We start from the raw sequence: 26,715 nt of genomic DNA, 5'->3' as shown, positions 1-26,715 counted from the left end.
AAAAATTCTTTTATAAATTCCTTATTTTATAATAAATTCAAAGAATATTCTGCTATGAGTGATGTTACATAGATGCACATTTTAATTTAGAAAACATATATTGTAAATTATTAGTAAGTAGAGGTGTTAGTTTTGAATAAGGCAAGTCCCTATAAATTAATTGTAGAGAAGTTAGATGATATATTAGATAATGGTCCAATAATACCAAGATGTTATGAAGTTAATTATTTAAGATCTTCAAACAAAATTACAGTAAATATAAATAAGGATGAGAATAAAAGTAAGAACATATATAAAGGTGAAGGACTATGTGGAAGATGGTGTTGTGAAAAGGAAAAATATATGCTTTTCTTTCAAGTAAATGTAGTTTCAAATAAGAATGGTTATGAAAGAGCAAAGGAAAAGGATAAACTAATAAGAAAAGGGCTTCCACTAATGATTAACTCTATAATAAAAGCTGAAGAAAAATTTCTAAAGGAAAATAAGTATTTATATGAATCTGAAATATTCATAAAATTTAACTCGATCTATGATGACTTTTACAAGGTAGAAATTTTTGGGAAATTAAAAAATTATATAAATATAGAAATATATGATGAAAAGGAATTAAAAGAAAAGGGAATTAATAGTCAAGTAAAAACAATAAAAAACAACATAGATATTAATAAAAATCTAATTTTAAACCTAATAAACCCTCATATAGAAATACATTTAGCACCAATGTATGGAAAAGAAGTTAAGTTTCTAATAAGAGAAATAGAACTACTAAGTATAAAAGAATTAGATGGTATTGATGGGGTATATAAAGAGCATGAAATAGTTGTTTCAGTTAAAATATTAAATATGAATTATATAGAAGAATTGATATTAGATATAAAAGTAAAATCAAATGGTGTAGCAATTAGTAATATAGCATAGAAAAAATTATATACATTATAAAAGTATTGAGAAAAGCATATTTTCAATACTTTTTAAATGTTATAATACACAGAATATTCAGAAAATGATGTTGACAGTAAAAATTTAAAGGAATATAATTAATATATACTTGAAAAGCTTTTCAAAGAGTGTGAGAAGAGGAAGAAATGGAGGTATCCATGGGAAGTATTAAAAAGGTAGCTGAAATAGCTGGTGTCTCTCCATCTACGGTATCTCGTGTTATGAATGGTACCGCTAATGTTGATGAGAAAAAAAGGCAAAGAGTACTTGATGCAATAGAAGAAATCGGTTTCAGACCTAACGAGTTAGCAAGAGCATTATTAAAGAAAACATCTAAAATTATAGGGGTTATAATACCTAATATTGAAAATCCTTTTTTCAGCGAATTAGCGAAATCAATTGAAGAGGAAGCTTATTGTAATGGATATAAAATTCTACTGTGTAATTCTAATAATAACACAGATAAAGAAATGATGAATATTCAAATGCTAAATCAAATAAATGCAGATGGAATTATTATTATGACAAATAGTGAATTAGTTACCAATAATGTAATTAGTAATTTTAATATTCCTATTGTTATGGTTGATCGGAAGTTGCTAGGATTAGGAGAAATAGCAAATATTCAATCAGATAATTATAAGGGTGGGAAAATTGCTACTGAGCATTTATTAAATTGCGGTTGTAAAAATATTGTATGTATTAGAAATGAAATGGAATATGATAGCGGTAAACAAAGATATAAGGGATATAGGGATATTTGTAGAAAATATAATATAAAAGAACAATATGTTGACTGCAAATATGATTATGAAGAGGGGCTAAAAGCTGCCAGAGAATTAATTGAAAAATATCCAGATGTAGATGGTATTGTTGCATGTAATGATATGGTTGCTATTTCAACATATAAGGTTTTAATGGAAGCAGGATATAGAGTACCTGGTATGGTACAAATAATTGGATTCGATAATATTAAACTTAGTTCAATATTTACACCAGAAATTACAACTATATGCCAACCAATAAAGGATATGGGCACATTAGCTGTGCAAATTATTATGAAAAATATTAGAGGGGAAGAATTTGATAAAGAAAATATTTTCGATGTTAGATTAATAGAACGTCAAACTACAAAACGGAAAGGAGCAAATAAAATGAAATTTGCAGTAGTAGGGAGTATCAATATGGATATGACTGTTACAGCAAGAAGAATTCCATCAAGAGGGGAGACTATTCAAGGGGACACACTAAGTTATATTCCTGGTGGGAAAGGTGCTAATCAAGCAGTTGCTATGGCTAAGCTTGGAGAGGATGTTACTATGTTTGGATGCGTAGGTAGCGATAGTAATGGGCAAAAAATGATAGAGAATTTAAAGAATTTAGGAGTAAATACTAACTACATTAAAGTTCTAGAAGGTGTTCCTACAGGAATTGCTATGATTACAGTTGGTGAAAATGACAATACAATAGTAGTTGTTCCAGGAGCAAATGGTAAAGTTGATAAGAGGTATATAGATAGCATTAAAGATGTTTTGGAAAACTATGATATGGTTGTTTTACAGCATGAAATCCCATTGGAAACAGTTCATTATGTTATAGAATTTTGTGCAGAAAAAAATATTCCTGTAGTTTTAAATCCTGCACCAGCTTCACCTGTACCTATGGATATTATAGAGAAAGTAACATACTTAACTCCTAATGAACATGAAGCAGCTATTATTTTTGGAGACAATCAAACTACAGAAGAATTATTGAAAAGATATCCTGAAAAGTTAGTTATAACCCAAGGATCAAGAGGAGTTTCTACTGCTTTAAAGTCTGGTGAAATTCTGAAAATCCCTCCAAGACTTGCACATGTAGTAGATACCACAGGGGCAGGAGATACATTAAATGGTGCCTTTTCTGTGGAAATTTGTAGGGGATTAGATATAAAGAATGCATTGTTATTTGCAAATACAGCAGCAAGTTTATCTATTGAAAAATTTGGTGCACAGGCTGGAATGCCTACAAGAGAAGAGGTAAATAAGGAACTTGGGAGGTAATATTTATGAAAGTAAATGGAATTATAAATAGTGATATTTCTCGTGTTTTATCTTATATGGGACATACTGATAGAATTTGCATTGGCGATTGTGGGTTGCCAATTCCTAATGAAACTGAGCGTATAGATTTAGCATTTAAATTAGGTAATCCAGCTTTTATGGATGTTTTAAAAGAAGTTGCTAGTGACATGAAAATTGAAAAAATAATTTTGGCAGAAGAAATAAAAATAAATAATCCAAAAATATTATCAGAGATAGAAGATTATTTTTCTAAATTAGATATTAAACCAGAAATAGAATATGTTTCTCATGTGGAACTTAAGCTACTTACAAAAGAATGCAAGGCAGTAATTCGTACAGGAGAAACAACTCCTTATGCCAATATTATTTTACAATCTGGTTGTATCTTCTAAATAAGGAGGGGAAATTATGCAGATTGAAATGCGTGGAATTAATAAAGCTTTTGGTGGTAATAAGGTTCTGAAAAATGCTGGTTTTTTATTGGATAATGGAGAAGTTCATGCTTTAGTAGGTGAAAATGGTGCTGGTAAATCAACTCTTATGAAGATTCTTACAGGTGTTTATACAAGAGATGAGGGTACTGTTATTGTAGATGGAAAGGAAGTATGTTACAAAAACCCCAAGGAAGCAGAAAATGCTGGTATTGTATTTATTCATCAAGAATTAAATGTATTGTTTGATTTAACTGTAGAAGAAAATATGTTTATGGGAAAGGAAATAACAAATAAGTTTGGAGTTTGTGACAAGAAATCTATGCGTGATGAAGCAAAGAAAGTATTAGATAGACTTGGTGTTAATATTAATCCTAGTACTAGAATGGACAGGCTATCAGTTGGTCAACAACAGATGATTGAAATAGCAAAAGCCTTAATGATAGATGCAAAAGTTATTATAATGGATGAACCTACAGCAGCTTTAACACAAAATGAAACAAAAGTACTATTTCAGATTATTAGGAACTTAAGAGAAAAAGGCGTTTCTATTATTTATATTTCACATCGTATGGAAGAGATATTTGAATTATGTGATAGTATTACAGTTCTTAGAGATGGTGAATATATTGCAACAAAGAAAATTACTGATACTGATATGAATGATTTGGTTAAAATGATGATAGGACGTGAAATTGGTGAACGTTATCCAGAAAGAAATGCAAAAATAGGAGCTGTAGTATTTGAAGTAAAGGATTTCAATTGCCCTGGAGTATTCAATAATATATCATTTCAAGTTCGTGCAGGTGAAGTCCTTGGTGTATCAGGTTTAATGGGAGCTGGTAGAACTGAAATTATGAAGGCTATCTTTGGAGATATGCCTAATGTAACAGGGAAAGTTTTTATTGATGGAATGGAAATAGTAAATAAGAATCCTCGTGATGCAATGAAAAATGGAATTGGATTTATTACTGAAGATAGAAAATCAGAAGGATTAATGCTTGAAGATAGCATTATGAAAAATATTTCTATAGCAAACTTAGGGAGAATATCTAAAAATGGTGTTCTCATGAAAAAAACAGAGAATGATTTAGTTAAAGAAGCTATTGAAGAATTACACATTAAATGCTTTGGACCATCACATGAGTGTAATAAGTTAAGTGGTGGTAATCAGCAAAAAGTTGTATTTGCTAAATGGATTGATACAGACCCTAAGGTTCTTATTTTAGATGAACCTACTAGGGGAGTAGATATTGGTGCCAAGAAAGATATTTATAACATTATTAATAAATTAGCAGCAACTGGAGTTGCAATTATAATGGTGTCTTCTGAACTCCCTGAAGTATTGGGGATGTCTGATCGTATAATGGTTGTAAGAGAAGGTAAAATAACTGGGATTTTACCAAAAGAAAAAGCTAATCAAGAAAATATTATGACTTTAGCGACAGGAGGAAAACTAAATGAATAATAAGAAATTAATTAATTATGTACAAGATTTAGGGGCTTTAATTGCGTTGATTTTATTAATAGTAGTTATTAGTATTATAAGTCCCGAATTTAGAACTGTAGGAAACTTCTTATCATTACTAAGACAATCTTCAATAAATGGACTTATTGCCTTTGGTATGACTTTTGTTATATTGACTGGCGGAATTGACTTATCAGTAGGTTCTGTTTTAGCTCTATCTACAGCATTATGTGCAAAATTTATTGCAAATGGAATGCCTGTAGGATTAGCAATACTTCTTGCATTAATAATTGGTACAGGCTTTGGTTTAATAAGTGGTGTTTTAATAACAAAAGGGCGTTTACAACCATTTATTGCAACTTTAATTACTATGACAGTATTTCGTGGAGCTACAATGATTTTTATGGATGGTAAACCTATTTCTAATTTAGGAGATAGTTTTTTACTAAAATTTATTGGAAAGGGAAGTATATTTGGAATACCTGTTCCTGTAATACTATTTATTGCTATTTTCGTATTATTTATATTTATACTAGAAAAAACAGTATTTGGACGACGTATTTATGCTACAGGTAGCAACTGGAAATCAGCTAAACTATCTGGAGTAAATATCGATAAAACAAAATTAGCAGCATATGCAATTTCTGGTTGTATGGCAGCTTTAGCAGGATTAATATTGCTATCTCGTTTAGGATCAGCACAACCTACTTTAGGGTCAGGATATGAGTTAGATGCAATCGCAGCAGTAGCATTAGGTGGAACAAGTATGAATGGAGGACGTGGTCGTATATGGGGTACATTTGTAGGTGTTTTAATTATTGCTGTTTTGAATAATGGGTTAAACATACTTGGTGTATCTTCTTACTATCAAGATGTGGTAAAAGGAGTTGTAATTCTAATTGCTGTATTATCAGATCGTAAACGTTAATCAAAATTAATTAGGTTATACAAAATATAACATATAATAAAATTTAAAAATCAACTCACACTTTTTATAAAAATAAAATTTGTAGAGTTGTAAAAGTATTAGGAGGGAAAAAATATGAAACTGAAAATTAAAAAATTACTTGGTATTGCATTAGCAACAGCAATGATGATGTCTGTAACTGCTTGTAGTTCAGTCAGTGTTGACGGGGAAAAAGACAGTGGTACAGAAACAAAAGAAGGTAATGGAAGTATAGGTCTTTCAGTATCAACATTAAACAATCCTTTCTTCGTAACTTTAAGTGATGGTGCTAAAGAAAAAGCAAAAGAAAAAAATGTGGAATTAATTGTTGTAGATGCAGGAGATGATGCTGCAAAACAAACAAGTGATATTGAAGATCTTATTTCAAAAAATATTAGTGTATTAATTGTTAATCCTGTAGATTCCGATGCAGTAGCACCTGCAGTAAAAGATGCAATTGCAAAAGGTATTAAAGTAGTTTCTGTTGACCGTGTCGTAAATGGTGTAGATGTTGATTGTGCAATAGCTTCTGATAATGTAGCAGGTGCAAAAATGGCAACAGAATATCTATTAAGCTTAGTTGGAGAAGGTGCTAAAGTTGCTGAATTAGAAGGAGTACCTGGAACAAGTGCTGCAATAGATCGTGGTAAAGGCTTCCATGAAATAGCTGACACAAAACTTAATGTAGTATCAAAACAAACTGCAAACTTTAATCGTTCAGAAGGTATGACAGTTATGGAAAATATGCTACAAGCTAATCCTGATATAGTAGGTGTATTTGCACATAATGATGAAATGGCTTTAGGTGCTGTAGAAGCAATTAATGGAAAAGATATAGTAGTAGTAGGCTTTGATGCAACTGATGATGCTTTGGCAGCAGTTAAAGATGGTAAAATGGCTGCAACAGTAGCTCAACAACCTGATTTAATGGGATCAACAGCTGTAGAAACAGCAGTAAAATTAATGGCAGGAGAAACAGTAGAAAAAGAAATTCCTGTAGAAGTAACATTAGTAAAAGAATAAAATAGATTTAATATATAACTAAAAAAATAATAACCACCCCTTTAAGGAGTGGTTATTATGATTTAATATCTAAGCTATTGAGTTAGTAAAACATAGGAGTTTTTCCATATGCATACTTTATATATTGACATGAAGAAAATGTTATTATACAATTTATTTGGTACTTAAGTCTCCATAGTTCAATGGATAGAACAGTCCCCTCCTAAGGGACAGATACAGGTTCGATCCCTGTTGGGGATACCAATAAAAAACTCGTAAACCAAGATAATTCAAGGTTTACGAGTTTTTTACTTAATTAAATATTGTTACTTTAATTTAGTGTTTTAATATTGTTGACAAACTAGGGGAATTATTAGAAAATATTTTATGATTTAAGAGCAGATGGGCAGCTAATTACCCATTGCTCTTTTTTTTATGTATTAAATAAAAGTATTCGTACTAATAAATGCAGGAGGATAAAATGAAGAAAATACTAAAGGATAAAACTTTTATAACTACAATGCTTACCTTAGCATTGCCAATAACTTTTCAAAGCTTTATAACATCATCTTTAAATCTTGTAGATAATCTGATGATTGGTAGATTAGGAGAGGAGGTTATTGCAGCAGTAGGACTAGCAAATCAATATTTCTTTATATTTATGTTATGTCTTTCAGGCATAAATGCAGGTGCTAGTGTGTTTATGTCACAGTACTGGGGAAAGAAAGATGTTATAAATATTAAGAAGGTCCTTGGATTAGATATATCAATAGGTTTAATTGCATCAATAATATTTGGAGGAGCAGCCTTTATATTATCAGGCTCAATAATGGCTATATTATCAAAAGATCCTAGAGTTATTGAACTTGGATCACAGTATTTAAGAGTTATTGCTATTAGCTTTTTATTTACAAATTTTACTCAAGGATTTTCATCTGCACTAAGAAGTACAGAACAGCCTAAGATCCCTATGTACGCTAGCTTAATAGGTGTAATTTGTAATGCACTTTTAAACTGGATATTTATATTTGGAAACTTAGGAATAAAACCAATGGGGGTAGTTGGGGCAGCTTTAGCAACAACTATTGCAAGAACTTTAGAAATGACTTATATATTTTTCATGATTTATGTTAAAAATAATATTGTTTCATCAAAGATAAAAGAACTATTTTCTTTTGATATGAATTTTATCAAGGTGTATTTCAATACTTCTACTGCTGTTATTGCTAATGAATTATTATGGTCACTAGGAATGACAGCATACTCAATAGCCTATGCACAAATAGGAACTAGTGCTGTTGCCACAATGCAAATTGCAACAACATTAAATAATATGTTTATGGTCTTATGTATAGGGTTAGCATCAGCTGCTGCAATAATGGTTGGGAATAAAATTGGTGCTAATGAAGAAGATATTGCTGTAGATTATTCACATAAGATAGGTAAAATTTCTCCTATAATAGGATTAATAATAGGAATAGCAGTATGGCTTTTAGCACCACAAATTGTTAGACCATTTAATGTTGAAGCAAATACTTTTAAAGACGCAGTTACAGTTTTAAGAATTATGGCATTAATATGTCCTATAAGATTCTATAATGTAGTTATGATTGTTGGAATTTTTAGAGGTGGCGGAGATACTCTTTATTCAACACTAGTCCAATTAGGAACTGTATGGTTCTATGCTGTACCTATTTCCTTTATTGGAGCAATATTCTTAGGCTTTCCTGTAACATTAGTATATTTCTTAATATGTACAGAAGAGTTTATCAAAATTATATTTGAAAGAAGTAGATTAAAGTCAGGAAAATGGATAAAAAATGTAGTTGAAGAATATGAAATTGCGTAGAAGAATATAAATTTAAGGATACAATTTTTATTAGTTCTAATATTTTGAAATTTATATATGATATAATAGATAATAAAATATATTTATCATTAGGAGAGTGAATTATTTTGGAGAGTTACACGTGGCAGATAATATTATTGATAATATTATTAATAATGTCAGGATTCTTCTCTATGTCAGAAACAGCCTTAATGGCACTAAGTAAAATTAGAATAAGACATATGGTGGATGAGGGAGTTAGAGGAGCAAAATTAGTTGAAAAATTATCTCAGGACCCAAGCAAATTATTAGGAGCAATATTAATTGGAAACAATATAGTTAACATTGGAGCATCAGCACTTGCTACATCAGTTGCTGTTAAGGTTATTGGACCAAGTGGTGTAGGTGTGGTTACTGTAATAATGACTATTTTAGTCCTTATATTTGGTGAAATAACGCCTAAATCTATAGCTAAGCAAAATTCTGAAAAGGTATCTTTAATGGTTAGTAAACCAATAAATTTTATAGTTAAAGTATTTAAACCCTTAGTATTAATATTTACTGCTATATCTGGAATTTTTATAAGACTTTTAGGTGGTGATCCTAAAGCTACAGAACCATTTATTACAGAAGAAGAATTAAGAACTATGGTTGGGGTTAGTGAGGAAGAGGGAGTACTTGAAGGCGTTGAGAAGGAAATGATATTTAATGTTTTTGAGTTTGCTGATTCTCAAGTAAAGGATGTAATGGTTCAAAGGGTAGATATAGTAGCTGTAGATGTTAATGCTACCTATGAAGAAGTTATTAATATAATTAAAACTGAGCAATTTTCAAGATTACCAGTTTATAATGAAAACATAGATGATGTTATAGGAATACTTAATGTTAAAGATTTAATAATGGCATCAGGATGTGAAGAAAACTTTAAAGTATCAGATTATATGAGAGAACCTTACTACACTTTTGAGTTTAAGAAGATAACTGAATTATTTAAAGAAATGAAGAAAACAAGAAATCATATTGCAGTAGTATTAGATGAATATGGTGGTAATGTGGGTATAGTTACTATTGAGGACTTAATTGAAGAAGTAGTTGGAGAAATTGAGGATGAATACGATGATGAAAGAGATAGTAACATAATAGTTGTTAAAGAAGATGAATATATAGTTGATGGTAGTGCAAGGTTAGACTATATTGGAGACTTAATAGGCGTTACTATGGAATCAGAAGAATTTGATTCTGTAGGAGGTTTAGTTATTGGAGAATTAGGAAGATTTCCAGAACCAAATGAAGAGGTTAAGATTAATAATATTAGATTTATAGTAGAAGATATTGATAAGAATAGAATTAAAAAGGTTAGAATATTTACTTAAGGTGCTGTAGCACCAATGTATATTTGGAGCTGCTTTAGTAGCTCCTTTTTATAAAATTTTTTATTTAGGAGAAATGTATTATGGACTACATGGATCTTGCAATAGGAGAGGCCGAAAAGGCTTTTTATAAGGGGGAAGTCCCTGTTGGAGTAGTAATAGTTAAAGATGGACAAATAATATCACAAAAACACAATTTAAAAGAAGAGATGAAACTTACTACTGCCCATGCTGAAATTTTAGCTATAGAAGAAGCAAGTAAAAAGTTAGATAATTGGAGGCTATCTGGTTGCCATATGTATGTAACCCTAGAACCTTGTCCAATGTGCGCAGCAGCTATAGCACAAAGCAGAATATCTAAATTATATATTGGTACATTCAATAAAGACATGGGAGCTTGTGGGTCAACAATAAATTTATTAGGTTACAATGTATTTAATTGGCAAGTTGATATAAAATGGTGTTATAATCAAAAATGTAGTGATTTACTAACATCATTTTTTAAAAATAGAAGAAAAAACAAATTGTAGAGGAGGAACGAAATGAATCCAGTAGCTTTTGAAGTTTTTGGCTTAGAAATTAGATGGTATGGATTAATAATATCATTTGGGGTTTTAGCAGCTATGCTATTAATGTATTTTCTAGCAAAGAAGAAAAATATTGACTACGATGTAATAATAGATGCCTTTTTAATTACTTTCCCTATATCAATTATAGGAGCAAGATTATATTATGTTGCATTTGAATATCAAAACTATCATTCTTTTATGGATGTAATAAATATAAGAAATGGTGGAATGGCTATTCATGGTGGTGTTATAGCAGCATTATTGTCAGGGTATATCTTTGCTAGATATAGAAAAGTTAATTTTCTAAAATATGTAGATGTAATAATGCCAGGGGTTATTTTAGCACAAGCTATAGGTCGTTGGGGAAATTTTATGAATCAAGAAGCTCATGGGGGGCCTGTATCTCAAGAATTTATAAGTAAGTTCCCAGAATTTATACAAAAGGGTATGTTGATAAAGGGTATTTATTATCATCCAACATTTTTATATGAGTCTTTATGGAATTTATTAGTTTGCTTAATTCTAGTTTATATACTTCTTAAAAAGAAAGATGGAAAAGATGGAATTGTACTTGGTGGATATATGATTTTATATTCAATAGGAAGATTCTTCATTGAAGGATTAAGAACAGATAGCTTAATGTTTATGGGTCTTAGAACAGCTCAAATTGTAAGCTTAATAGGAATAGTTCTAGGAATAGTGCTAATTATATTTGTAACTAAAAAGAAAAGAGCATAAATAATATTAATAAAAAATATATATGAAATGTAGAATTATTGATGTACTGATTTTATAAACTTCTTTAGAAGTTTATTCTTTAATTCTACATTTTTTATTATTCCTTTTATATTATTTATAGTTTAAAGTGAATTTTATGCCTTTATAAAGTTATATTAAATTTTAATTTGGGTGGCCTTAGCTTTTAAATGTTGCAATATTTATTTGTATATGATAATATATAGCAGTAGTTCAAATTAAGTAACTATAAGCAAATTTAAAAATAATTATGTTATTAATTATTTTCATTAATTTAATATGGAGAGATGTCCGAGTGGTCGAAGGAGCACGCCTGGAAAGCGTGTATAGGGGAAACTCTATCAGGGGTTCAAATCCCCTTCTCTCCGCCATGGCCGTGCTAGATGGGGAGTTAGCGGTGCCCTGTAACCTGCAATCCGCTATAGCAGGATTGAATTCCTAGCCTAGGCTTTAGTCTGTAGAGCCTGCCTATGCAAGTGGTGTTGATGGCAAGGTCCCATACGACGTAAGTGCGTGAACCTCGTCAGGTCCGGAAGGAAGCAGCGATAAGCGATTACTGCGTGTGATATGGATAAATCTTGTCAGAGCTAACTACATAGTAACGTCTATAGACTACTGTCGAAGCTAGGTGCACGGTTTAATTTTAGGCCTTTCTTGCAAGAAGGGTTTTTTTAATGTAAATGTGAAATTTAAAAATAATTATTTATAGGTTACTCTTCAATAGGATTAACATACAATAGGACAAAGAAAGCGAGGGAATTCCTTTAGGAATACCCTCGTTTTCTTTTTTGATATTTAGGAATTTATAAAAAGATTACCCTGTGAATAATTTTTTATAAATTCCTTTCCTTCAGTATTGGAGGAGATAGATATTATGTTCTGGCGACTTGGAGCCTGTGAGGTCGAAAAGAATATAATATCTATCTCCTTTTTATTTTCTTGTTAAATCTATAAAACTAAATTTTAAATTATCAGCTTCATTAATAAATATTTCAGATTCGTAATCAATGAACCAATCTTCAAGATTTATTTTAGGGAAGGTAGTATCTCCATTAAAATCTTTATAAACCTTAGTTAAATAAAGTTTATCAGATTTAGGTAAAAGAGATTTATATATTTCTCCACCACCGATAATAAAAGCTTCTTCATTAGAATTTTCAAATCTATCTATAATATAATTTATATCATTAACTACTTCAACTTCAGTTGAGTCAACTTTATAATCTTTATCTCTTGTAATCACAATATGATGCCTATTAGGTAAGACTTTTGGTAAAGATTCAAAGGTTTTTCTTCCCATAATTATAGTATGACCAGATGTAATTTCCTTAAATCTCTTTAGGTCCTTAGAGATATGCCATAGAAGCTGATTATCTCCACCAATTACATCATTGCTTGCTACAGCAACTATAATTGATAACATTATACACTTACCTCCATTTTAATAGGGTCATGGTGCTTGTAATCTATTAGTTTTATATCATCTACAGTGAAATCGTAGAAGTTAGTAATTTCAGGGTTTATCCAAAGCTTTGGAGCTTCAAAATCTTCATTTTCTCTAGTAAGTTGAAGTTTCATCCCTTCAATTTGGTTTTCATAAATATGAGCATTATTAATAACATGAGTAAATAATCCAGGTTTAAGATTAGTTACTTGAGCTATTAAATGAACAAGTACAGCATATTGACTGGTATTAAATGGAACCCCTAGTGGTATGTCTCCTGACTAAATTTTCAATAAGGCTCGCTACACCTTATCCGCTTTATTTAGAAAAGCTGCTGTATATTTCTATACAGAAAAGACTATATCATAATCTATAAAATGTTATTTTATAGATTCCCTGCTTTTCCCGTTACCTCACATGTCAATGTGACCTCCGATAGCTTGAGGGGTACTCTACTTACTTATATCTAATATCCTTTTAAATATATTAAATATGTTTTCGATAGTCGTTAGGCATTTATTTATATATCATAATATTCATATGTAGGATAATTTTTAGATCTTATCCTATATAGTATAGTTGCTGGAACAACATTTAAATTTCTTCATTTGTAATCAGCCCTTTATATTTGATATATAAATATTTAGCACGGGATTATCCTATAAAAATGGACTTTCCCCGTTTAACAGGGTTTGCAAAAAGTATTACTACTTAATGGCGCTCATTTGAACGCTGGATTAACATACAGTTTAGGTGGCCATCAGTTACATCCCATAAAGTTTGATAGCAACAAGGCTGTAAAGTCATCTCTGGTAAGTCCTCGATGTTCCACATAGACATTATCATTCTTCTGTCTTGAGGATTAGTTTTTAAAGTTTCAATAAGTTTATCAACTTGATTAAATTTAGCTATTTGGTATCCATAAGCTTTACCGATTGTGTTATTTTCATCTACCCATTCATCCCAAATGTGTACATTTTGCTCTTGAAGCTTTGTAACATCATTGGATTGATCCCTATATATCCATAGCATTTCCTTTATAGCTGTTTTAAATGCAACCTTTTTAGTGGTTAGAATAGGAAATTCCTTTTGTAAGTTAAATTGCATAATTTGATGTGGTAGCTTATATGTAGGCATTCCTGTTCTATTATTATCGTAATACCCATTATCTAAGATATCTCTAACTATAGATAGATATTTCTTATCGTACAAACTCAAATTATATCCCTCCTTATTTTTGATTAAGATTATTGTACTATAAAAACTATAAATGAAGTTAGTATAAAATTTAACTAGAATTACAATATATGGTATAATGTTACTTGAGAATCATCATAATTAGTAAATTTAAGGGGGTATAATTAATGTCAAAGGATAAACTTTTACCTATATCAATTTTTTCTTTAGCACTTTCTATAGTTATTGCTGCATCTATTATTTCAAAGGGAATTGAAAATAAGGGAAGATTCATAGGAGATGGACTATTTCAAGGAGCTAATAATATTAGCACTACTATAAGAGATATTTCACTTAATGATAAAGATAGTAAAAGTATTCTTAATGTTGACACTGCATCAATATATTTAGGAATATCACAAGATAGACTAATGCAAATATTAAATAATAAAGAATCAGGAATTCCATATACAAAAGTAGGAGAAAATTTTATTTTTAGCAAAAATGCATTAGATAAATGGATAGAAGAATCTAATTTTAAAATGTAGCCTAACTTTATATAGATGAGGATTTATAAGAATAGAAAGTAGTGAAGATTTAAGGAGAAAATTAATGATTATATATAGAGGGCCCAAATATTATTTGATAGAGGTATTTTTATTATCTATAGCTATTTTTTGGATAGGAGTAGTAATATTTGATACAAAAGAACCGCTTATAAGTTATTTATTATCAATAATAGTTTCTGATTTGATATTAAAATCTAAGGGGAAATTAAATCTTAAATAAAGGATGGAAGTTAATATAATGGATGGATTAGGTAGTGTATTTTTATTTATAATAGTTGGATTTATGATAATTTATATTTCTCAAATAGGGGAAGAAGTTAAGAAATTAAATAAAACTTTAGACAAGCTGGTTAATCATTTTGGAATAGAACTTTATAGAAATATTGATGAGGAATTGAAGGATATCATTTTAAATGAGGGAAAGATAAAGGCTATAAAGAAATATAGAGAGCATACTGGTTTAGGGCTTAAGGAAGCAAAAGAATATATTGATAATTTAAATATAAAGTAGGAGGAATTTATGAAGATAAGAAGATTAACTGAAGATAATGCAAGAGAGTTTTGGGAATTAAGATTTAGGGCTTTAAGAGAAGATGGGGATGCCTTTGGAGCAACTTATGAAGAAGAAATAAAGAAGCCAATACAAAGCCTTATAGAAATATTCAATAATAACTATATTAAGCCTATAAATAATAATTTTATTTTAGGAGCTTTTAATGATGAAAATAAAATAATAGGTGTAATTGGATTATATAGAGAAACAAGGATTAAATTAAGACATAAAGCAACTATATGGGGAATGTATATAATACCTGAATACAGAAGAAAAGGAATTGCTAAGAAACTATTAACTGAATTAATTAATATAGCAAAAACTATGGAAGAATTAGAACAATTAAGTTTAGCTGTAGTAAGTAGTAATACAAAAGCCATTGGTTTATATAATACATTAGAATTCATAACTTATGGCAAAGAAAAAAATGCAATAAAATCAAATAATAAATATTATGATGAAAATTATATGGTGTATTTTGTAAAATAATAGGCGAAAAATTCAGAAAAAGATATATGGTATTTAATACTGCCTTTCTACCTCTGTTTTTTTATCGTTTTTTTAGCTATTGCAATTTTTTTGAAAATAATTTATTATGAATATATATTAATCTGGAAAAAGAAAGGAGAAATAGAATTATGGAATTTGCTGTAAAAAGGTTTAAATATGAAGTATTTTCTAGTAGTGCACAATCAAAAACAGCTGCAATTTTAGAAAATTGGATTACTATAACCTTTTTTAAGGTAAAAATGCAAGATTCTATTTCTTAACTTGCAAAAGTAGTAACTCCAATTAGACCCATCTGTTTCTAGAGGGTCTTTTATTATGCCCAAAAACGTAAAAAATTGGAGTTGATTTTAATGAATAAAATAAGTAAAAATATTAAAAATGAGTATTTATATAGATTTCTTTCATACTTTGATATAACATCTGCTATTTGGGTATTATATCTAGGTTATAAAGGTATGAACTTAGCTGAAATAGGATTGATTGAAGGGATATTTCATGTAACTGGATTTCTATCAGAAATTCCAACAGGAGCCTTAGCTGATTTATTTGGTAGAAGAAAAATTATGATAATTGGCAGATTAACATCCTTAATATCTGCAATAATAATGTTATTTTCTAATTCCTTTTTAGGATTTGCAATTGGATTTATATTATCTGCATGGGGATATAACTTAAATTCTGGATCTGAAGAAGCATTAGTCTATGATAGTCTTAAAGTTTTGAAAAGAGAAGAAGAGTATTTAAAAATTAATGGAAAAATAAATTTAATTATAGAAGTTTCACAGGGATTAGCAGTATTTATTGGTGGGATTCTTTCTGAAATAAATTTTTCAATTAGTTATATTACAGCAATTATTATAGGAATATTTTCCTTGATAGTTTCTTTTAATTTTACAGAAGTAGATATTAGAGAGTCTCATGAAGAGAGAATTACAGTAATTAATCATTTTAAGACCTCTATAAATATAGTAAAAGAAAATAAGATGCTTTTAAATATATTAATTTTCTTTCCTACAATATATACATTTTCAGCCATAATATATTTCTATGGTCAAAAGTTTTTGAGTGATGGTGGCTATTCAAGAGTAAATATATCTATTATATTTTTAGTTAATGGAATACTTTCATCTATAGGAGCAATTTTAAGTAGTAGAGTATATGAAAAATTTAAGAGTATAGGCTGGATATCCATATCTATGATAATAAGTATTCTAATACTATTTATGGGGAATGTAACTAAAAATCTATCATTACTAATTTTTCTTTTCATAGGCTTTTTAACATCAATACTTCAGCCAATTAGTAGTAAGTTAATAAACTCTATGGTAGCTTCCAAGCAAAGAGCAACTATAATTTCTGTAGAGAGTATGTTTTACTCTATGATGATGATAATATTATTCCCTATATGTGGATTTATAGGAGATAAAATTTCTTTAGATATATCTTTTGAAATTATTGGATTCATAGGTTTATTAATTACCAGTATTGAAATACTAATTATAAAGAAAAAATAATATAGAAGATTGCAGGGATGAAATTTGAAATTATATTTCCTGCAATTTTTTTGTTTTAATAGAAGAGTAAAAAATACTCATTAGTTATAAGTAAATGATTAATTAATAAATATAGGGGTATAAAAAAGAAAGGGTAGATATACTTATTTGGATTTGAATTTATTTTCACTTTATCTCAGTTTATAATAAAAAAATTAGATTTATTTATAGGAAGTTGAAAGTATTTTCTAAATGCTCTGTATATATTGAAAATAAATACAAGCTAACTTAGAATTAACTAAAGAAAAAGTACTTTTTTATTTTATATATGGTAGGAGGGAGAATGTGAAAAATATTAATAAAGGTTTGATAGTGTCTTGTCAGGCTTTAGAAGATGAGCCTCTCCATTCCTCATTTATTATGGGGAAAATGGCTAAAGCAGCAATACAAGGAGGGGCCATAGGCATTAGGGCTAACTCCAAGGAAGACATAATAGAAATAAAAAGAAGTGTAGATACTCCAATTATAGGAATAGTTAAAAGAGACTATGAAGATAGTGATATTTATATTACGCCAACAATGAGAGAAGTAGATGAACTCATGGAAGCTGGAGTAGATATTATAGCTTTGGATGCAACTAATCGTTTAAGGCCAGATAATACTACTTTAGAAGTATTTATAGAAAAAATTAGAGAAAAATATAATGATATATTACTTATGGCTGATTGTTCCACTTATGAGGAAGCTATTAATGCAAATAAATTAGGCTTTGACTTTATAGGGACTACCTTAGTAGGATATACAGAGGAAAGTAAAGGTATTCATATAAATGATAATGATTTTGAACTTATAAGAAATATTATTAATTCAGTTTCAAAACCAGTTATTGCAGAAGGCAATATAGATACTCCAGAAAAGGCAAGACGTGTGCTTGAATTAGGTTGTTATAGTGTAGTAGTGGGTTCTATTATAACTCGTCCACAGGTCATAACTAAGAAATTTATTAATGAAATTAATAAGATAGGAGAGTATTAAAAATATGAGTACATTTATGAATAAAATGGAGGAAATGTTTCTTCCTTTAGCTAATAAACTTGCATCTAATAGATATTTATCTGCAATAAGAGATGGTTTTGTAGCAATACTTCCAATTATGATTGCAGGATCTTTCTTTATACTTATAAATAATGTGTTTATTGGAGAAAACGGTTTTACTAATAAACTTTTTGGAATGCCATTTACAAAACTTACAGAGTTAGGAGCATCTATAGTTCCTGCTACTATGTCTATAATGGCAATACTTTTAACATTTACTACTTCTAAATCATTAGCAGAGTATTATAAGTCTGAAACTTCAATTACACCATCTATTGCAGTTGTAGTACTTTTCATATTAATGCCAATAACTTTTGATGGGAATTTAGGAATAGAATATATAAATACTTATTATACTGGTGCTGCTGCTATGTTTATGGCTTTTATTGCTGCAATAGCTACAGTAGAGGTTATAAGAGGATTATCAAAAATCGATGTTCTAATTATAAAAATGCCAGATAGTGTACCACCATCTATTGCAAGATCTTTTAATAAGTTAATCCCTGTAATTATTACTTTGTTGATATTTGGAATTTTAAAGATGATTACAAATTACTTTGGCCTTCCATTAAATGATCTTATATTTAAATCTATACAAACACCTTTTACAAATGTAGTTAATTCTACTTTGGGGTTAGGTCTCATTTACTTACTTTATATGTTACTTTGGGGATTAGGAATACATTCTGCTTTTATTTTTAATCCTATTTTAGAACCAATCTATCTTATTTCACTAACTCAAAATGCAGAAGCTGCATCATCTGGACAAGCCTTACAAGCAATTATGACTAAGCCTTTCTTAGATTCGGTTGCATTTATGGGAGGTGCAGGAAATATGATTGCTCTTATTATTGCAATTTTTATAGTATCTCGTAGAGAGGATTACAAGAAAATTGCTAAGATAGGATTTATACCAGCATTATTTAATATTTCTGAGCCAATAATGTTCGGACTTCCAGTTGTAATGAATCCAATTCTAATAATTCCAATGATTTTATCTACATTTATAGGTCTTATTATAGGAACCTTAGCAACATCTATAGGGTTGATGGCACATACTTATATATTAGTCCCATGGACTACTCCACCAGTATTAAGTGCTTTCTTTGCTACAGGTGGACATATGATGTCAGCATTAATTGCTATTATTATTTTGGTAATTTCAGTATTAATATATATGCCTTTTGTGGCAATAACAAATAAACAAAGGATGGTAGAAAATGACTAAAGTTTTAGCGTTAGATTTGGACGGTACGTTAATTAATGAAAAAAATGAGATAATAGGAGGCCAGGAAACCCTTAGCCTACTTAAAAGTCTACAGGAAGATGGTTATGAAGTAGTAGTAGTAACAGGAAGATTAGATCATGACATAATTCATATAGCTCAAAAGTATGATTTAAATATAAAGTATAGAATTTCTCAGAATGGTGCTGTAATACAAGATAATTACAGCATTAAAGGAAGAATTTTAAGTAAAGAAACAGCTCTTAATATATATAAATATATAAATAAAAAGGATCTTAGAGTAGAAATGAATACTATAAGTAATAGATATTGGCATAGTGATAGAGGGACAGATTTTCCAAGAGAATTCTATGATTCTTCAAATATATTAGAGGATTTTACAGAGGTTATTTACTATCAGCCTATAATACTATTTCTTTTAATTGGAGATAGGGATGAAATAAATGATGTTAGGAAGTATATTGAGGAGAATTTTGATGATGTTGATGCAATTAAAACCTCAGAGAAGACATTAGAAGTAATTCCTAAAGGCGTATCTAAAGGTAAAACTCTTAAGGAATTATATCCTAGTGCAGAAATAATATCTATAGGAGACTCCGAAAGTGATTGTTCTATGTTTCCATATTCAAAAACTTCATATTTTGTAGGTGAGCATAGCTTTGGAGAGGCAGATTTTAATCTGCCTTCTATAAGAGAAGCTTTGAAAAATATAGTGGAGGAAAATAATTATGGAAAGTAATGAGTTGATTTCATTTGAAATAATATCTAATGTAGGTGCAGCTAAATCGAAATATATGGAGATAATCGAAAAATGTGAAAATAAGGATTTTGATTATTTGGATAAAATGATTGAAGAATCTGACAACTATTTAATAGCTGGGCATAAAACACATATGGAACTTGTACGAAGGGAAGCTTCTGGAGATAAAGTTGAGATATCTCTATTGCTTATGCACGCAGAAGATCAGCTTATGAATGCAGAATTAGTAAAAATATTAGCACAAAAGTTTATGCGTTTATATAAGGAGGTTTTATAATATGATAAATATATTATTAGTTTGTAATGCAGGAATGTCCACATCAATTCTTGTAGAAAAGATGAAAAAAGTAGCTATAGAAAAGGGAATAGAAGCAAAAATATGGGCATTATCTAGTACAGAGGCAAAGAATAATAAGGAAGATGTAGATGTAGTACTCATAGCACCACAACTAAAATTTGCAGTAAAAGACATACAAAATAGTTTTCAGGATAGGCCTATAGAAGTAATAGATATGAGGGTATATGGAACAATAGATGGAGATAGAGCCTTAAATCAGGCTTTAAATTTAATAAAATGATGAATATATTATTTATTCCATTAGATGAGAGACCATGCAATAGAAAATTTCCTGAGCTTATAATAGCATCTGAAAAGGATGTTAAAATTATATCTCCAAAACCACATCTATTAGGAGATAAAAAAGTTCCAGCACAGGTATCTAAACTTTGGGACTTTATATTTGAAAATGCAAAAAGTTGTAGTTATGTAGTACTTTCAATTGATATGCTTATTTATGGAGGGCTTATTCCTTCAAGAATACATCATTTGACTAAGAATGAAGCTGAAGAAAATATTAAAAATTTAAAAAGAATAAAGGAAATAAATCCTAATATAAAGATATTTGCTTTTAATTGTATAATGAGAGCTCCTCAGTACAATTCCTCTGAAGAAGAACCAGATTATTATGATAAGTATGGATACGATCTTTTTAGAAGTAAGTATCTTATAGATAAAAAATTAAGAGCTGGAATTAATAAAGCAGAAGAAGAGGAATTAGATTTAATAAAAATCCCGAAGGAAGTATTATTGGACTATGAGAGTAGAAGAGAGTTCAATGAATATATTAATATTGAAGTGGCAAAACTTCTTGAAGATGAAACTTTAGATTTTTTAGTTATCCCACAGGATGATTCATCAGAATATGGATATACATCTATTTCTCAAAAAAGAGTTTTAAATTTTATAAAAGAGAAAAAACTTGAATTTAAATCTTCTGTATATCCTGGAGCAGATGAGGTAGGGAATTCATTATTAGCAAGAAGTTTAAATAATTATTTGAATAGAGTTGTTAAGATATATGCATTTTATTCATCTACATTGGGACCTAGTATAATTCCTCTATATGAAGATAGACCTATGAACGAAAGTCTTAAGTATCATGTGAGAGTATGTGGTGGAGAATTGGTTGATAATCCTGAAGATGCTGATTTGATTCTTGCAATAAATTCTCCAGGGAAGAATATGCAAGAAGCTTCAGAACAATTATTAAATATTGATCTTACCTATACTTCTCATAGGAATCTATTAGATTTTGTCTACAAAATAGAAAAACATATAAATGAAGGCAGAAAGGTTATACTTAGTGACTCAGCTTTTGCTAATGGAGGAGATTTAACTCTAATAGATTATTTGGATAGACTTGGACTTTTTCAAAAATTAACTGCTTATGCAGGATGGAATACAAATTGTAATACTCTTGGAACTGTAATATCTTCGGGAGTATATAGTTTAAATTCTAATAATAAAAATCAAATGAAACATCTTATATATCGTCTAATTGAAGATGTACTTTATCAGTCTAAGATTAGGATGAAAGTGATAAAGGATTTTCTTCCGGTCAATGGATTAAGTTACTATGATTTTAAAAATAAGCAACAAGATGTAGAAAATGTTATTAAGAAATTACTTTTAGAGGAATATAACAAGCTTAATTTATCAAAGATTTTTAGTGTTAATATCAAGAGTGTTACAACACCTTGGAATAGAATGTTTGAAATAGGTATGGAAATGGATATTACTAATTCTAATAAGGATTTATAAAAGTGATTTTTTGAAACAATATTTTAATTAAAGGAATCTATTTGGTATTATTATTTTAAGTAATTCCAAATAGATTTTTTATTTACAAAAATTTTGAAGAAGGGGGGATTAAAATAAAAATGTCAAATCATGATAATAATATAATACCATTAATGGAGACACTATATAGTAACTTTACTAATACTGAAAAAGTAATTGCAGATTTTTTTATAAATAATAATATAAAACAGGATTTTTCTGCAGAAAGTATTTCTAGTAAGTTATTTGTATCAAATGCTTCCCTGTCCAGATTTGCAAAGAAATGTGGATTTAAAGGTTATAGAGAATTTATTTATAGATATGAACAAACATTTAATGAAGAACTACAGAATGTTGGAAAGTTAAAAAAGAAAGTTTTAAACACTTATCAAAAGCTGCTAGATAAAAGCTATACATTAACAGATGAAGCTCAACTTAAAAGAGTTTCTGAAATGCTTGTAAAATATAAAAAGGTATATGTATATGGAATAGGAAGTTCAGGAATAGTAGCAATGGAGTTTAAAATAAGATTTATGCGGTTAGGATTGAATGTAGAATCAGTAGTAGATGCACATATAATGTAAATGAATTCTGTTCTTGTAGATGAAGATACTTTAGTTATTGGTTTTACAGTAAGTGGTAAAACTAAAATAGTATTAGACTCATTAAAAGAGGCTAAAAAAAGGAAAGCAAAAACTATAGTAGTAACTTCCAATAATGATTTTAAACTTAATGATTTTTGTAATGAAATTATTTTAATTGCTGTAACAAAGAATTTAGCTATTGGAAATGTAATATCTCCACAATTCCCAATACTAGTAGTAGTGGATATATTGTATTCACATTTCTTGAATATTAATTATAATGAAAAGGCTTCTGTACTTAATGATACATTATCTAATATTGAATTTGAAGTTGAATCAGAAAATGAATAGATTTTATGTTTGTTTGAATTCTAAGTTCAAATATTTTAATTGATTTGATTAAAAAGTATAAAAGAAGGTTTGTTTATGAAAGAATAGAAATTAGTCAAAAATAAATGTGTATTTTATATATAAGTATTTTAGAGTATTAACCATCTATATGATTTTTGATAAGTAGATTATAAGAGCTGGATATGGGGAAAATATTATAATTTATACCTTTTATGTAAGGATATATGAAATAAAGTGGTTTTGTCTAAAATTTAACGAGGATAATTGGAAGGAATTATGAAAAATAAAATTTGTGCATAATTTCTGAAATTTCGATGCAAGTTTTCGAAGTCTAACTTGCATGAAGAAAAAAATAAAATGAAGGATTGCGATTTAAAACTTTCAAGTGATTGAATTAAATATGTAAAGTTATATTTTTTTAATCCTTCATTAATTTTATTCTTTAGTCTATAATATAAATAAACGATTAAAATAAGGAATGATTATATGGGATATACAGCTTTATATAGGGAATGGAGACCACAAAATTTTTATGATATTGTTGGTCAAGAACATATAACTACAACAGTTAAAAATCAAATATTACATGATAGAATAGCGCATGCTTATCTTTTTTGTGGTACAAGAGGAACAGGTAAAACCACAACAGCTAAGGTTTTTGCTAAGGCTTTAAACTGTCTTGATTTACATGATGGTGAACCATGCAATAAATGTGAAATGTGCCAAAAGATAAATGAAGGATTAGCAATAGATGTAACAGAGTTAGATGCTGCATCTAATAATGGTGTTGATAAGATTAGAGACATTATTGATGATGTTAAATATCCACCACAAGAAGGTAAATATAAGGTTTATATTATGGACGAAGTTCATATGTTATCTACTGGTGCTGTTAATGCATTCTTAAAGACTTTAGAAGAACCACCAAAAAATGTAATATTTATATTAGCAACAACAGATCCTCAAAAGCTACCAATTACTATTCTTTCAAGATGTCAAAGATTTGATTTTAAAAGAATTAATAATAATGAAATTATAGGCAGACTAAGAAAGATAGTTACTGAACAAAATGCTTTAGCAGATGATAAAAGCTTAGCCCTAATTGCAAGAGTATCTGATGGAGCTATGAGAGATGCTTTAAGTATATTAGATCAAGCAATTTCTATGGGAAATGGTGCAGTGGAATATGATGTACTTGTAAGTATGCTAGGACTTGTAACTAATGACCATTTATTTAGTTTAACTAATTCAGTTATTCAAAGAAATGTTGAAAAATCCATAAGTATAATAGATGAAGTAGTTTATGCTGGAAAAGATATTTATCTATTTATAAAGGACTTAGTAAGCCATTATAGAAATATTCTTATGGCTAAGGTTACTAATAATCCAGAAGAAGTACTTGATATGTCAGAAGAAAATATAGCTTTAATCAAAGAGCAAGCTTCAAAAATTAGAGCAGAAGAAATTATGAGATATATTAGAATTCTTCAAGAAGCAGAAGCAAATGCTAAAATTAGCAAACAAGCCAGATTATATTTAGAATTAGCAATAATAAAAATGTGTAAGGTAGAATATGATACTTCCAACGAAGTTATATTAAGCAGACTTAATAAACTTGAAGAAGGACTTAAAAATGGAAGTTTAAAAGTAGTAAGTGCAAATTCAGCAGAAGCTAATACAAATTCTAAGAAAGAAACAGCTATAAAGAATGTTAAGCAGGATGTAAAGAGAACTATTAGTCATAATATAACTGGAAACGAAGATTCTAAGGTTACCTTAAATGATATACAAAGAGCTTGGAAGGATATATTAGAAAGAATTAAGGCAAGAAGAAAAATGATAGTATATGCTTCTATGGTTACTGGGAAACCTATAGAATGTAGGAAGGGTATATTAACAATTGAATATGAAGATCAATATAAATTCAATAAGGATAGACTAGAAAAGCCTGAAAATAAGGCAGTTATTCAAGAGGTATTAGCAGAGATATTTAGAGAAGATATGAAAATAGTATTTGAAGTAGAGGAATCATCAAATAATGAGAAATCAATGGAAGATATGTTAATAGAATCTCTAGGTGCAGATATGGTAGATATATTAGATGAATAATTTCTACATAAGTGAGAATCTAAATTTTAATTTAGTAATTCGAACTTACAACGCTGACAATAGGAAGCGTTGTTACATTAATAATAGAATAAATAACAATAATAAAATTGAAATTATTAATAACCTAAATATAGTAAAATAAATAAAAATACTATATAATAGAGAATATATTTTTATATAAGGAGGATGTTTTTATGGCAAGAGGAGGATTTCCAGGCGGATTTGGCGGAGGAAACATGAACAACCTAATGAAGCAAGCTCAAAAGCTTCAAAAAGAAATGGAGCAAATGCAAAAGGACCTAGAAACTAAAGAATTTGAGGTTTCAGTAGGTGGTGGAGCTGTAGTTGTAAAGGCAAATGGAAAAAAAGAAGTTGTTTCTATTAATATAAAACCAGAAGTAGTAGATCCAGATGACGTTGAAATGTTAGAGGACTTAGTATTAAGTGCTGTAAATGAAGCATTAAGAAAAGCAGAAGAAGAAAGCGCAAACAAAATGGGAAAATTAACTGGCGGAATGAATATGCCAGGATTATTCTAATAGATTTAAAGGAGAGCTGTTTAAACAGTTCTAAATTAAAAATGTAGAATTATTTATTAAATTTAAAACAAATTAGTAATAATATATTTATTTTAGAAACTCCTTAAGGAGTTTCTTCTTTAATTTGCATTTTTAATTTTATATTTTAGAGAAATATCCTTTATTTATTAATTTTACAGAAAGGATGATTTTATGGATTTTTATCCAGTTGCTATAGAAAAGCTTATTGAAGAATTTGCCAAGCTACCTAGCATAGGGCAAAAAACAGCTCAAAGATTAGCACTACATGTATTAAATCTTCCTGAAGATGAAGTTAGAGAATTTGCAGATGCTTTAGTAAAAGCAAGAGGAACTATAAAGTATTGTTCAATATGTGGGAACTTTACAGATTCAGATCCTTGTGCAATATGTTCTAATCCTAGTCGAGATAAGGATACAATTTGTGTGGTTGAGCAGCCTAAGGATATAATGACAATGGAGAAGGTTAAAGAATATAACGGTAGTTATCATGTTTTACATGGCAATCTTTCACCAATGCAAGGAAGAGGCCCTCAAGATATAAGAATAAGAGAGCTAGTTTCAAGAATGAGTGCAGATGTTAAGGAAGTAATTCTTGCAACAAATCCTAATATTGAAGGTGAAGCAACTGCTATGTATATATCAAGAATATTAAAACCTTTAAATATTAAAGTAACTAGAATAGCATCAGGTATACCAGTTGGTGGAGACTTAGAATATGCTGATGAAGTAACTCTTTCAAAGGCTCTAGAAGGAAGAAAAGAAATCTAAAAAAGG

The 26,715-nt window shown here is 29.1% G+C and carries 26 protein-coding genes, 2 tRNA genes, 1 other RNA gene and 3 pseudogenes; 29 read left to right on the top strand and 3 right to left on the bottom strand.

Features of this window, described 5'->3' with window-relative positions:
• Positions 1-132: 132 nt before the first annotated feature.
• From ACFYH6_RS17555 to ffs, 13 genes are all read left to right on the top strand, one after another.
• Positions 133-918, top strand: a complete 786-nt coding sequence (locus tag ACFYH6_RS17555; RefSeq protein WP_416180229.1) for a staygreen family protein — start codon at positions 133-135, stop codon at positions 916-918.
• A gap of 179 nt (positions 919-1,097) precedes the next feature.
• Positions 1,098-2,981, top strand: a complete 1,884-nt coding sequence (rbsK, locus tag ACFYH6_RS17550; RefSeq protein ID WP_416180228.1) for a ribokinase — start codon at positions 1,098-1,100, stop codon at positions 2,979-2,981.
• A 5-nt stretch (positions 2,982-2,986) separates the two neighbouring features.
• Positions 2,987-3,394, top strand: a complete 408-nt coding sequence (rbsD, locus tag ACFYH6_RS17545) for a D-ribose pyranase (protein ID WP_316341968.1) — start codon at positions 2,987-2,989, stop codon at positions 3,392-3,394.
• Positions 3,395-3,410: 16 nt separating this feature from the next.
• A complete protein-coding gene (locus ACFYH6_RS17540) occupies positions 3,411-4,901 on the top strand; it encodes a sugar ABC transporter ATP-binding protein (protein WP_416180227.1) in 1,491 nt (496 codons plus the stop codon).
• Entirely contained in the window at positions 4,894-5,829 is a 936-nt protein-coding gene (locus ACFYH6_RS17535) for an ABC transporter permease (protein WP_316341970.1), read from the top strand. Before ACFYH6_RS17540 ends, ACFYH6_RS17535 begins: the two co-directional genes overlap by 8 nt.
• 114 nt (positions 5,830-5,943) lie before the next feature.
• A complete protein-coding gene (locus tag ACFYH6_RS17530) occupies positions 5,944-6,870 on the top strand; it encodes a D-ribose ABC transporter substrate-binding protein (RefSeq protein WP_416180226.1) in 927 nt (308 codons plus the stop codon).
• Positions 6,871-7,038: 168 nt separating this feature from the next.
• Positions 7,039-7,113: transfer RNA gene (locus ACFYH6_RS17525), tRNA-Arg, on the top strand.
• Positions 7,114-7,330: 217 nt separating this feature from the next.
• Positions 7,331-8,698: an MATE family efflux transporter gene (locus ACFYH6_RS17520; RefSeq protein WP_416180225.1), complete on the top strand. Its 1,368-nt coding sequence runs from the start codon at positions 7,331-7,333 to the stop codon at positions 8,696-8,698.
• A 107-nt stretch (positions 8,699-8,805) separates the two neighbouring features.
• Positions 8,806-10,050 carry an HlyC/CorC family transporter gene (locus ACFYH6_RS17515; protein WP_416180224.1) on the top strand — a complete coding sequence of 415 codons (1,245 nt, stop codon included), beginning with the start codon at positions 8,806-8,808 and terminating at the stop codon, positions 10,048-10,050.
• Between the two features lie 80 nt (positions 10,051-10,130).
• Complete coding sequence (locus tag ACFYH6_RS17510; protein WP_416180223.1) at positions 10,131-10,577, top strand: nucleoside deaminase; 447 nt, start codon at positions 10,131-10,133, stop codon at positions 10,575-10,577.
• A gap of 12 nt (positions 10,578-10,589) precedes the next feature.
• Complete coding sequence (gene lgt, locus ACFYH6_RS17505; protein WP_416180222.1) at positions 10,590-11,354, top strand: prolipoprotein diacylglyceryl transferase; 765 nt, start codon at positions 10,590-10,592, stop codon at positions 11,352-11,354.
• Positions 11,355-11,653: 299 nt separating this feature from the next.
• Positions 11,654-11,743, top strand: a tRNA-Ser gene (locus ACFYH6_RS17500).
• 3 nt (positions 11,744-11,746) lie between these two features.
• Positions 11,747-12,008, top strand: an RNA gene (gene ffs / locus ACFYH6_RS17495) — signal recognition particle sRNA large type.
• Between the two features lie 295 nt (positions 12,009-12,303).
• Here the strand turns inward: ffs and ACFYH6_RS17490 are convergent.
• From ACFYH6_RS17490 to ACFYH6_RS17480, 3 genes and pseudogenes are all read right to left on the bottom strand, one after another.
• Entirely contained in the window at positions 12,304-12,795 is a 492-nt protein-coding gene (locus ACFYH6_RS17490) for a dihydrofolate reductase (RefSeq protein WP_416180221.1), read from the bottom strand.
• Positions 12,795-13,097 (bottom strand): annotated as a pseudogene (locus ACFYH6_RS17485) (thymidylate synthase); the annotation flags it as partial. The pseudogene ACFYH6_RS17485 and the gene ACFYH6_RS17490, both read right to left, overlap by 1 nt.
• Positions 13,098-13,536: 439 nt before the next feature.
• Positions 13,537-14,034, bottom strand: a pseudogene (locus tag ACFYH6_RS17480) (thymidylate synthase); the annotation flags it as partial.
• A 146-nt stretch (positions 14,035-14,180) separates the two neighbouring features.
• On the opposite strand from ACFYH6_RS17480, the gene ACFYH6_RS17475 reads away from it, so the two are divergent.
• From ACFYH6_RS17475 to recR, 16 genes and pseudogenes are all read left to right on the top strand, one after another.
• A complete protein-coding gene (locus ACFYH6_RS17475; RefSeq protein ID WP_316341976.1) occupies positions 14,181-14,540 on the top strand; it encodes a hypothetical protein in 360 nt (119 codons plus the stop codon).
• Between the two features lie 64 nt (positions 14,541-14,604).
• A complete protein-coding gene (locus ACFYH6_RS17470) occupies positions 14,605-14,781 on the top strand; it encodes a hypothetical protein (RefSeq protein ID WP_316341977.1) in 177 nt (58 codons plus the stop codon).
• Positions 14,782-14,799: 18 nt separating this feature from the next.
• Positions 14,800-15,072 carry a ribosomal protein L7/L12 gene (locus ACFYH6_RS17465; RefSeq protein ID WP_416180220.1) on the top strand — a complete coding sequence of 91 codons (273 nt, stop codon included), beginning with the start codon at positions 14,800-14,802 and terminating at the stop codon, positions 15,070-15,072.
• Positions 15,073-15,081: 9 nt separating this feature from the next.
• Positions 15,082-15,603 carry a GNAT family N-acetyltransferase gene (locus tag ACFYH6_RS17460; protein ID WP_416180219.1) on the top strand — a complete coding sequence of 174 codons (522 nt, stop codon included), beginning with the start codon at positions 15,082-15,084 and terminating at the stop codon, positions 15,601-15,603.
• Between the two features lie 149 nt (positions 15,604-15,752).
• Positions 15,753-15,884 carry a hypothetical protein gene (locus ACFYH6_RS17455; protein WP_316341981.1) on the top strand — a complete coding sequence of 44 codons (132 nt, stop codon included), beginning with the start codon at positions 15,753-15,755 and terminating at the stop codon, positions 15,882-15,884.
• Between the two features lie 90 nt (positions 15,885-15,974).
• Complete coding sequence (locus tag ACFYH6_RS17450; protein WP_416180218.1) at positions 15,975-17,138, top strand: MFS transporter; 1,164 nt, start codon at positions 15,975-15,977, stop codon at positions 17,136-17,138.
• A 324-nt stretch (positions 17,139-17,462) separates the two neighbouring features.
• A complete protein-coding gene (locus ACFYH6_RS17445; protein ID WP_416180217.1) occupies positions 17,463-18,152 on the top strand; it encodes an N-acetylmannosamine-6-phosphate 2-epimerase in 690 nt (229 codons plus the stop codon).
• 4 nt (positions 18,153-18,156) lie between these two features.
• Entirely contained in the window at positions 18,157-19,440 is a 1,284-nt protein-coding gene (locus ACFYH6_RS17440) for a PTS sugar transporter subunit IIC (protein ID WP_416180216.1), read from the top strand.
• Positions 19,433-20,197 carry an HAD-IIB family hydrolase gene (locus ACFYH6_RS17435; protein ID WP_416180215.1) on the top strand — a complete coding sequence of 255 codons (765 nt, stop codon included), beginning with the start codon at positions 19,433-19,435 and terminating at the stop codon, positions 20,195-20,197. Before ACFYH6_RS17440 ends, ACFYH6_RS17435 begins: the two co-directional genes overlap by 8 nt.
• Positions 20,187-20,495: a PTS lactose/cellobiose transporter subunit IIA gene (locus tag ACFYH6_RS17430; RefSeq protein WP_416180214.1), complete on the top strand. Its 309-nt coding sequence runs from the start codon at positions 20,187-20,189 to the stop codon at positions 20,493-20,495. The genes ACFYH6_RS17435 and ACFYH6_RS17430 overlap by 11 nt, the downstream gene beginning before the upstream one ends.
• 1 nt (position 20,496) lies before the next feature.
• Positions 20,497-20,796, top strand: coding sequence for a PTS sugar transporter subunit IIB (locus tag ACFYH6_RS17425; RefSeq protein WP_316341988.1), 300 nt, complete (start codon positions 20,497-20,499; stop codon positions 20,794-20,796).
• Positions 20,793-22,319 carry a DUF4127 family protein gene (locus ACFYH6_RS17420; RefSeq protein ID WP_416180213.1) on the top strand — a complete coding sequence of 509 codons (1,527 nt, stop codon included), beginning with the start codon at positions 20,793-20,795 and terminating at the stop codon, positions 22,317-22,319. Before ACFYH6_RS17425 ends, ACFYH6_RS17420 begins: the two co-directional genes overlap by 4 nt.
• Positions 22,320-22,438: 119 nt before the next feature.
• Positions 22,439-23,272, top strand: a pseudogene (locus tag ACFYH6_RS17415) (MurR/RpiR family transcriptional regulator).
• 486 nt (positions 23,273-23,758) lie between these two features.
• Positions 23,759-25,381 (top strand): DNA polymerase III subunit gamma/tau, encoded by a 1,623-nt coding sequence (dnaX, locus tag ACFYH6_RS17410; RefSeq protein WP_416180212.1) that lies wholly within the window; start codon positions 23,759-23,761, stop codon positions 25,379-25,381.
• 194 nt (positions 25,382-25,575) lie between these two features.
• The gene (locus ACFYH6_RS17405) at positions 25,576-25,920 is read left to right on the top strand and encodes a YbaB/EbfC family nucleoid-associated protein (protein ID WP_316341992.1); all 345 of its coding nucleotides are present in this window, start codon (positions 25,576-25,578) and stop codon (positions 25,918-25,920) included.
• 192 nt (positions 25,921-26,112) lie between these two features.
• A complete protein-coding gene (gene recR / locus ACFYH6_RS17400) occupies positions 26,113-26,709 on the top strand; it encodes a recombination mediator RecR (protein ID WP_291629540.1) in 597 nt (198 codons plus the stop codon).
• Positions 26,710-26,715: the final 6 nt, after the last annotated feature.

Source organism: Clostridium sp. HCS.1, from assembly GCF_047900555.1.
Lineage (GTDB): Bacteria > Bacillota > Clostridia > Clostridiales > Clostridiaceae > Clostridium.
This window is presented reverse-complemented; position numbering and strand designations above follow the sequence as displayed.

Coding starts and splice junctions, on each gene's coding strand:
- rbsK (WP_416180228.1), top strand. CDS start 1,098: ATGGGAAGTATTAAAAAGGTAGCTGAAATAGCTGGTGTCTCTCCATCT.
- rbsD (WP_316341968.1), top strand. CDS start 2,987: ATGAAAGTAAATGGAATTATAAATAGTGATATTTCTCGTGTTTTATCT.
- ACFYH6_RS17540 (WP_416180227.1), top strand. CDS start 3,411: ATGCAGATTGAAATGCGTGGAATTAATAAAGCTTTTGGTGGTAATAAG.
- ACFYH6_RS17535 (WP_316341970.1), top strand. CDS start 4,894: ATGAATAATAAGAAATTAATTAATTATGTACAAGATTTAGGGGCTTTA.
- ACFYH6_RS17530 (WP_416180226.1), top strand. CDS start 5,944: ATGAAACTGAAAATTAAAAAATTACTTGGTATTGCATTAGCAACAGCA.
- ACFYH6_RS17520 (WP_416180225.1), top strand. CDS start 7,331: ATGAAGAAAATACTAAAGGATAAAACTTTTATAACTACAATGCTTACC.
- ACFYH6_RS17510 (WP_416180223.1), top strand. CDS start 10,131: ATGGACTACATGGATCTTGCAATAGGAGAGGCCGAAAAGGCTTTTTAT.
- lgt (WP_416180222.1), top strand. CDS start 10,590: ATGAATCCAGTAGCTTTTGAAGTTTTTGGCTTAGAAATTAGATGGTAT.
- ACFYH6_RS17490 (WP_416180221.1), bottom strand. CDS start 12,795: ATGTTATCAATTATAGTTGCTGTAGCAAGCAATGATGTAATTGGTGGA.
- ACFYH6_RS17475 (WP_316341976.1), top strand. CDS start 14,181: ATGTCAAAGGATAAACTTTTACCTATATCAATTTTTTCTTTAGCACTT.
- ACFYH6_RS17470 (WP_316341977.1), top strand. CDS start 14,605: ATGATTATATATAGAGGGCCCAAATATTATTTGATAGAGGTATTTTTA.
- ACFYH6_RS17465 (WP_416180220.1), top strand. CDS start 14,800: ATGGATGGATTAGGTAGTGTATTTTTATTTATAATAGTTGGATTTATG.
- ACFYH6_RS17460 (WP_416180219.1), top strand. CDS start 15,082: ATGAAGATAAGAAGATTAACTGAAGATAATGCAAGAGAGTTTTGGGAA.
- ACFYH6_RS17455 (WP_316341981.1), top strand. CDS start 15,753: ATGGAATTTGCTGTAAAAAGGTTTAAATATGAAGTATTTTCTAGTAGT.
- ACFYH6_RS17450 (WP_416180218.1), top strand. CDS start 15,975: ATGAATAAAATAAGTAAAAATATTAAAAATGAGTATTTATATAGATTT.
- ACFYH6_RS17440 (WP_416180216.1), top strand. CDS start 18,157: ATGAGTACATTTATGAATAAAATGGAGGAAATGTTTCTTCCTTTAGCT.
- ACFYH6_RS17435 (WP_416180215.1), top strand. CDS start 19,433: ATGACTAAAGTTTTAGCGTTAGATTTGGACGGTACGTTAATTAATGAA.
- ACFYH6_RS17430 (WP_416180214.1), top strand. CDS start 20,187: ATGGAAAGTAATGAGTTGATTTCATTTGAAATAATATCTAATGTAGGT.
- ACFYH6_RS17425 (WP_316341988.1), top strand. CDS start 20,497: ATGATAAATATATTATTAGTTTGTAATGCAGGAATGTCCACATCAATT.
- ACFYH6_RS17420 (WP_416180213.1), top strand. CDS start 20,793: ATGATGAATATATTATTTATTCCATTAGATGAGAGACCATGCAATAGA.
- dnaX (WP_416180212.1), top strand. CDS start 23,759: ATGGGATATACAGCTTTATATAGGGAATGGAGACCACAAAATTTTTAT.
- ACFYH6_RS17405 (WP_316341992.1), top strand. CDS start 25,576: ATGGCAAGAGGAGGATTTCCAGGCGGATTTGGCGGAGGAAACATGAAC.
- recR (WP_291629540.1), top strand. CDS start 26,113: ATGGATTTTTATCCAGTTGCTATAGAAAAGCTTATTGAAGAATTTGCC.